Consider the following 6,000-nt stretch of genomic DNA (forward strand, 5'->3'; position numbering starts at 1 on the left):
ATTTCAAAATGGATCAACTAGTTGAAAAAACTATAGTGTGCCCATACTGTGCCGAATTAATTGCTGTTCTAATCGATTCCACGGACGTCAATCAGCAGTATATTGAAGATTGTCAAGTATGTTGTAAGCCCATTGTTTTTTTGATATCTGAAACTGTGGATGGTGATCATGTTGTCAGTGTTTATAATGAAGATGATGCATTTTAAAAAAATCTACCCCGCATCTGCATAGTATCTTAAGGGCTGGGTTTTATTACTTATTTAAAATGAGACAAATGGCAACAGGTGGAGAATGAAATGGTTAGATATATCGCTTTGCTCATCAGTTTAGTGACATCTTTATATACCAGTGCATCTTTAAACTTAACGTCATTAAATGACAATGGTATTAAACAGTGGGAACACGAAGTCATTTCCGGCGAATCAACGTACAAAGTACTTACCTATAAAGGCCACATTGCTTTAAAGGTAATAAGTGATAATTCGGCATCGGGCCTTGTTTTAAAAAAGAAAATTGACCTACTCAAAACTCCTTATATGAGCTGGCGTTGGTTAACAGAAAGTAAACTGCCATTATTAAACGAGCATAATAAGGAAGGCGATGATTACGTCGCTAGAGTTTATGTGGTTATCGATGGCGGATTAATGCTCTGGACAACAAAATCGATAAGCTATGTTTGGTCTAGCAATCAAAGTCAGGGGCAGGTATGGGATAACGCGTTTACTGGGTCAAGTGTCCAAATGATCGCGGTTAGAGGGCAGGGAGCTCAATTAGGACGTTGGTACAATGAAAAACGAAATGTATACAATGACTTAATCGAATACTTCGGCGATAAAGGGAGCGAGAAGTCGAACCTAAAAGCCTATAGATATATAGACATGGTTGCCATTATGACGGATACAGATAACAGCGGGAGCAACGCAGAATCCTATTACGGCAATATAATATTCAGTACTCATTAAACGCGGCTTTCATTACGTTGTGTGAGAATGGACGATGTTTCGTTTGCTATAGAGTGCCGTTCATACTTATTCAAAAACAATCAGGAATATAACCATGTCCAAGTGTTTTAGCCCGTCCTTTGAAAGAAACAAACAAGTCGTCTTCGAACAGCTTTCTATCTATTTTAAGAACAGTCGGAATGTTTTGGAGATCGGCTCGGGAACGGGGCAACATGCCGTCTTCCTTGCTCCTAAAATATCTAATCTTGATTGTTGGTACACCAGTGATATGCCTGAAAACCATCTAAGTATTAATGCATGGATCTCAGAGTCTGGTTCAGAAATTATCCGCAATCCAATTGAACTTAAAATTGGCCAGGATAGTTGGCCTAATATAGAGGTTGATGCTGTATTTACGGCAAACACGACTCATATTATGCAACAGGACGAAGCACAATTGATGATGAGAATGATTGCAAAAAAACTCCCTAAAGGTGGTATTTTTTGTCAGTATGGACCAATGATGGTCAATGGTGAGTACACGAGCAATAGCAACCAAGAATTTGACGAGTCATTAATTAGGAAAGGGTTTGGAGGGATTCGAGACATTGAAGACTTGATCTCTTGGGCGAAAGGTATGGAATTGCTTGCCAAAATAGCGATGCCAGCGAATAATTTTATGTTGGTGTGGGCGAAGTAAAACGAATTAATTTAAGACGTTACGGATGTAAAAGCAAACCTTCCTATCGTCAAGGTCTAGGTTCTCTTTGTCGCTGGAGATTTACTATCATGTATTTGTAATCACCGAAATTCGCAGGGTAATTAACGACAAATCAATGAAAGTAGATAGTTTTATGTTTGGATATGTTGCGGCACACAATTCTACCTGTATATTAACTAGCTGTAATACTGTCCCTTCTTTGGAGTTGTAAGCTTTATGCCTGAACTAACTATCGATTCAACCTATGGTGTAATCGTACTCAAAGATCTTGAGCCAGTTTATGTTGATGACAACTATGCGCGAATATTTGGGTATAACTCGGCGACGGAGTTAATGGGTAGTATTGGCTCATTTCTGGATTTCATTGACCCTGAATTTCATCAAGCCGCCCGTGACAACTACTACCTACAGATAAGTGGTAAAATGACTCCCCGCGGTAGAACATTTAAAAACATTGACCGTGATGGCCGTACCTTCACTGTATTTACTATCGATCACGTGATCGAATGGGAGGGGGAACCCGCTATCCAAGTTACCGTTATTGATATGTCAATCGTTGAAAAAGCTCACCAACAATTGAAAGAAAATGAACGCAAATACAAGAGGCTTATTACGACGTCAGGACAAGGTATAACGGTTCACAAGAACTTTATACCAGTGATGGTCAATCAGGCATGGGTCGATTTAATGCATGCTCCATCAATAGAATATGTACTCAACAACGTGAGTCTCATGGACTTCATCCCAGAGAGCGAACATGAGTTTGCACGACAACAATACACCGACATTATTAGTGGTAAGATTCAGGGAGTAAATACAGTACTTGAAAATATTTGTTTCGATGGAAAAAAACGTTACTTCAATGTTTACGATAATCGAATTGAGTGGGATGGTGAGCCTGCGATGCAGGCGGTAATTGAAGATGTAACCAAGAAAGTTGAGCTAGAAAAGAAACTTAAGTACTATTCGGTGACCGATGCGCTGACTCAAATATCTAACAGACATAGGTTAGATCAAGTATTGACTGAAGAAACTAACTGCTCTAACCGCTACCCCCATAAGTTCTCAGTCATTCTTATCGACTTGGACTATTTTAAATCAATTAATGATAGTTGGGGCCATCAGGCGGGAGATGACACGCTGGTTGCGGTAGCGAAGGCACTAAAGGAAACCGTACGTAAAGTGGATATTGTTGGACGCTGGGGCGGTGAAGAATTTCTGGTGATTTGTCCGAATACTGAACTGGTAGGTGCTAGCAGCCTGGCAGAGAAATTGAGAATAGCAATTGAGACACTGGATTTAAACGGTCAATATTCGGTGACGGCAAGTATGGGCGTAGCGATGAACCGAAACGATGAATCTCGCAATCAACTTTTATTAAGAGCAGATACTGCTCTCTATACTGCCAAAAGTGAAGGTCGAAACAGGGTAGTGGTTAGTAATTAATTTAGACAGTTTTCAATAATGCCAATCAGAATATGATTGTAACCTACGTAAAATACGAATAGAATTTTTGAATCATTCCTTATTTTCATTGTTGATGTTATGTTGCTCGAAGGTATTGAAACCCTCTTAGTTCTTGGTCAAGAAAAGACCATGAGTCGCACGGGAAGTGTACTGTATATTAGCCAATCGGCTGTTAGCAAACGCATTACGAAACTAGAAAAACGCCTTGGAAAGAAGCTGATAGAACCAGATGGACGTTATGTACGGCTAACTGCTGATGCTAAGGCGTTAATTGAAAGTGTTGGCCCAACGTTTAGTGAACTATGCGGACAGATATATGAACAGCAGACACTTGAAAACAACACACTTCTTCGAATGGATTGTTCCGAAACACTCGTCGCCGGTTATTTCAGTTCGGCTTTAACAAAATGTTTTCAAGACGACTCTAATTTCACTATTACCACAAATCACACACCAAGAATTGTTGAAAATGTTAAATCAGGTAAAGCCATACTAGGATTATGTGCCGGTAACTTACCCTCTAGCCATGGCTTAGTCACTTTTCACCTTTTTGATGAACCATTCTATATCGTGAGTAAATTACCATTGAAAACGTTACCTAACACTTTAATCACTACTGACCTAAACAACGGCGCAAACACTTATCAGGCAGCCATTTTAGAAAAATTAAATATACAACCAGTAATGCAACTAGATTCCTATACGGCGGCGGCTCAATTATCATTGCAGGGTACTGCGCCGGCACTTGTGCCACTTTCTATTGTGAAAGCATTGCGAATAAAAGAAAAGTACTTGCACAAATATGACGAGCTCAAACCTCTTTTCAGGCCAATAACTATTTGTGTTAGACAAAATAACTATCGACTAGAACGAATACAAAAGGTGGTTGCCACTATTTCAGACAGTGCGACAACCAAGTTGTTATTATCACCTGCATATCGCGATGCAATCCACTTCAATCCCTAAACCGAAATGAAGCTCTCGCGTTGGCACTATTGTCCGCACTGGTTTATGGTTTTTAAAGTAATGGCCACAAATTGCATCAATTTTATTCCAGTTATGGACATCCGAAATATAGACGACAAGCTTCAAGGTTTGATCTAAATTCGTCCCTGCTTTATCAAGGATATTAATCAAATTATCAAATACTTGGCGGGTTTGTAGTTCGATTTCACAAGTCACTTTCTCACCGCTTTCCGCGTTGATTGGCAATTGCCCCGACACGTAGACTAACCCATTATGAACAATCGCCTGAGAGTAATGCCCGGCGGGTTTTAACGCATCATCCGTTTGAATATACTTCATAGTTTTCCCCCTAATCTGTGGGTTCATTGAGTAACTGTTGGATGGCATTCGTCGTCTTAAGCCCATTACTGGTTATCACGCCTACCGTTAAGTCTTCTTTTCCAATGTCATCACGATCTAAAAGAAGAGTAATACCAGCAAATGCTGCTGCTGATGTGGGCTCGATAAAGAAGCCTTGTTGGCCCATTTCTTTTAAAGCTACTTTGATCTGGTGGTCACTGACACTGATAAAACGGCCTTCAGAAGCTCGTACAAATTCGATGATTTCATTCAGGCGGGAAGAGCGTTGAATCTTGATGCCTTCAGCGATGGTACTCATAGAGATTGTTTTAATTTCCTTGCCATTGAAAGCTTGGACAAATGGTTGAATACCTTCACTCTGAATTCCAAATAAACGAGGTAGCTTGTCTATTTCTCCATTTCTAAGTAATTCTGAGAAACCTAAATAAGACCCAGCTAATAAGCTTCCGTTGCCAACAGGTGCAACAAAATTATCGGGTGCTTTATATCCACACTGTTCCCAAATTTCATAAGCAATGGACTTTACGCCTTCTATAAAGAGTGGATGCCAGTTATGACCTACATAGTAACTACCATGTGTTTTAGAACTATTTATTGCGGCTTGAGCAACGTCTTCTCGCGTACCTTCAACTTCAATACAATTTGCACCGTACATTCTGGTCTGTGTGGTTTTTCCAAGAGATGTACCTGCAGGTACAAATATGTTGCACTTTATTTTCCCTTTCGCTGCGTAACCAGCATAGGCGCTGCCGCCATTACCACTTGAATCTTCGGCAATACTTTTTATACCTAGATTTTTGAGATAATTGATGACAAGTGCCGCACCTCTATCTTTAAATGATCCGGTTGGTTGTAGTGAATCCATCTTTGCCAGTATCGAAACACCCGATACTTTTGCTTTCGCAAGCGGTGTAATGGCCTCATTGAACGAAACCTGAGTGTCATGTTCTCTTATCGGAAAAGCGTGGGAATACCGCCATATCGTTAAATCGTGCTCAATTAAGTCGTTCTTATTGAATGAAGTTTCCGGTTTAACCCATAGAGCAGAACCGCATGTACACTTAATTAATAGTAGGGTGGGTGTGTATTCACTAGCGCAGTTCATACAGATATATTTCATCGACAGTTTCCCTTAATTGATCTCAATTAAGGGAAACAATACTCGTAGCGGTACGACTTGATAATGGAAATGATGACATTTAACATATTCCCAAATGGCATTGGATGGAACAAAACAGTTTGCCTAACGTATTTTACGTTGCTAAAAGATACGCTTCGGTATCGATTACCACGTAAGACGCACTTCCTTCACAGAGCATCAATGAACAAAGCATCCAATGCCTATATCATTAATGTATTTAGGATAGGCGAATGACCATATGGTGCTTTGTATTAAGAATTCTATTTAACATAAGATACATAATACGCACTTAGCTAGCTGGGCTTTAGCAGTCATTACGACCGTTGTTGAACTGCCGCCTTATCAGTTGGCGGATTGCAACGCAGTAAAATATGTTCACGTTGTTCCTTATATTTCACCGCATT

7 protein-coding genes are annotated in these 6,000 nt (G+C 40.0%); 5 read left to right on the top strand and 2 right to left on the bottom strand.

What is annotated here, in order from left to right:
• Positions 1-8 precede the first annotated feature (8 nt).
• The 5 genes from AACW90_RS22085 to AACW90_RS22105 all read left to right on the top strand — a co-directional run bounded on the left by AACW90_RS22085 (position 9) and on the right by AACW90_RS22105 (position 4,095).
• The gene (locus AACW90_RS22085) at positions 9-206 is read left to right on the top strand and encodes a CPXCG motif-containing cysteine-rich protein (protein WP_390239019.1); all 198 of its coding nucleotides are present in this window, start codon (positions 9-11) and stop codon (positions 204-206) included.
• Between the two features lie 90 nt (positions 207-296).
• Positions 297-962: a DUF3047 domain-containing protein gene (locus tag AACW90_RS22090; RefSeq protein ID WP_390239022.1), complete on the top strand. Its 666-nt coding sequence runs from the start codon at positions 297-299 to the stop codon at positions 960-962.
• Between the two features lie 94 nt (positions 963-1,056).
• Positions 1,057-1,641 (top strand): DUF938 domain-containing protein, encoded by a 585-nt coding sequence (locus AACW90_RS22095; protein ID WP_390239024.1) that lies wholly within the window; start codon positions 1,057-1,059, stop codon positions 1,639-1,641.
• A 237-nt stretch (positions 1,642-1,878) separates the two neighbouring features.
• Positions 1,879-3,108: a sensor domain-containing diguanylate cyclase gene (locus AACW90_RS22100; protein ID WP_390239027.1), complete on the top strand. Its 1,230-nt coding sequence runs from the start codon at positions 1,879-1,881 to the stop codon at positions 3,106-3,108.
• Positions 3,109-3,207: 99 nt separating this feature from the next.
• Positions 3,208-4,095: a LysR family transcriptional regulator gene (locus AACW90_RS22105; RefSeq protein ID WP_390239030.1), complete on the top strand. Its 888-nt coding sequence runs from the start codon at positions 3,208-3,210 to the stop codon at positions 4,093-4,095.
• On the opposite strand, the gene AACW90_RS22110 is transcribed toward AACW90_RS22105, so the two are convergent.
• The gene (locus AACW90_RS22110) at positions 4,057-4,434 is read right to left on the bottom strand and encodes a RidA family protein (RefSeq protein WP_390239034.1); all 378 of its coding nucleotides are present in this window, start codon (positions 4,432-4,434) and stop codon (positions 4,057-4,059) included. The two genes, AACW90_RS22105 and AACW90_RS22110, sit on opposite strands and share 39 nt — an antisense overlap.
• Positions 4,435-4,444: 10 nt before the next feature.
• Positions 4,445-5,575, bottom strand: coding sequence for a threonine synthase (locus AACW90_RS22115; protein WP_390239036.1), 1,131 nt, complete (start codon positions 5,573-5,575; stop codon positions 4,445-4,447).
• Positions 5,576-6,000: the final 425 nt, after the last annotated feature.

The sequence above is a fragment of the Vibrio frigidus genome, from assembly GCF_042465995.1.
GTDB lineage: Bacteria > Pseudomonadota > Gammaproteobacteria > Enterobacterales > Vibrionaceae > Vibrio.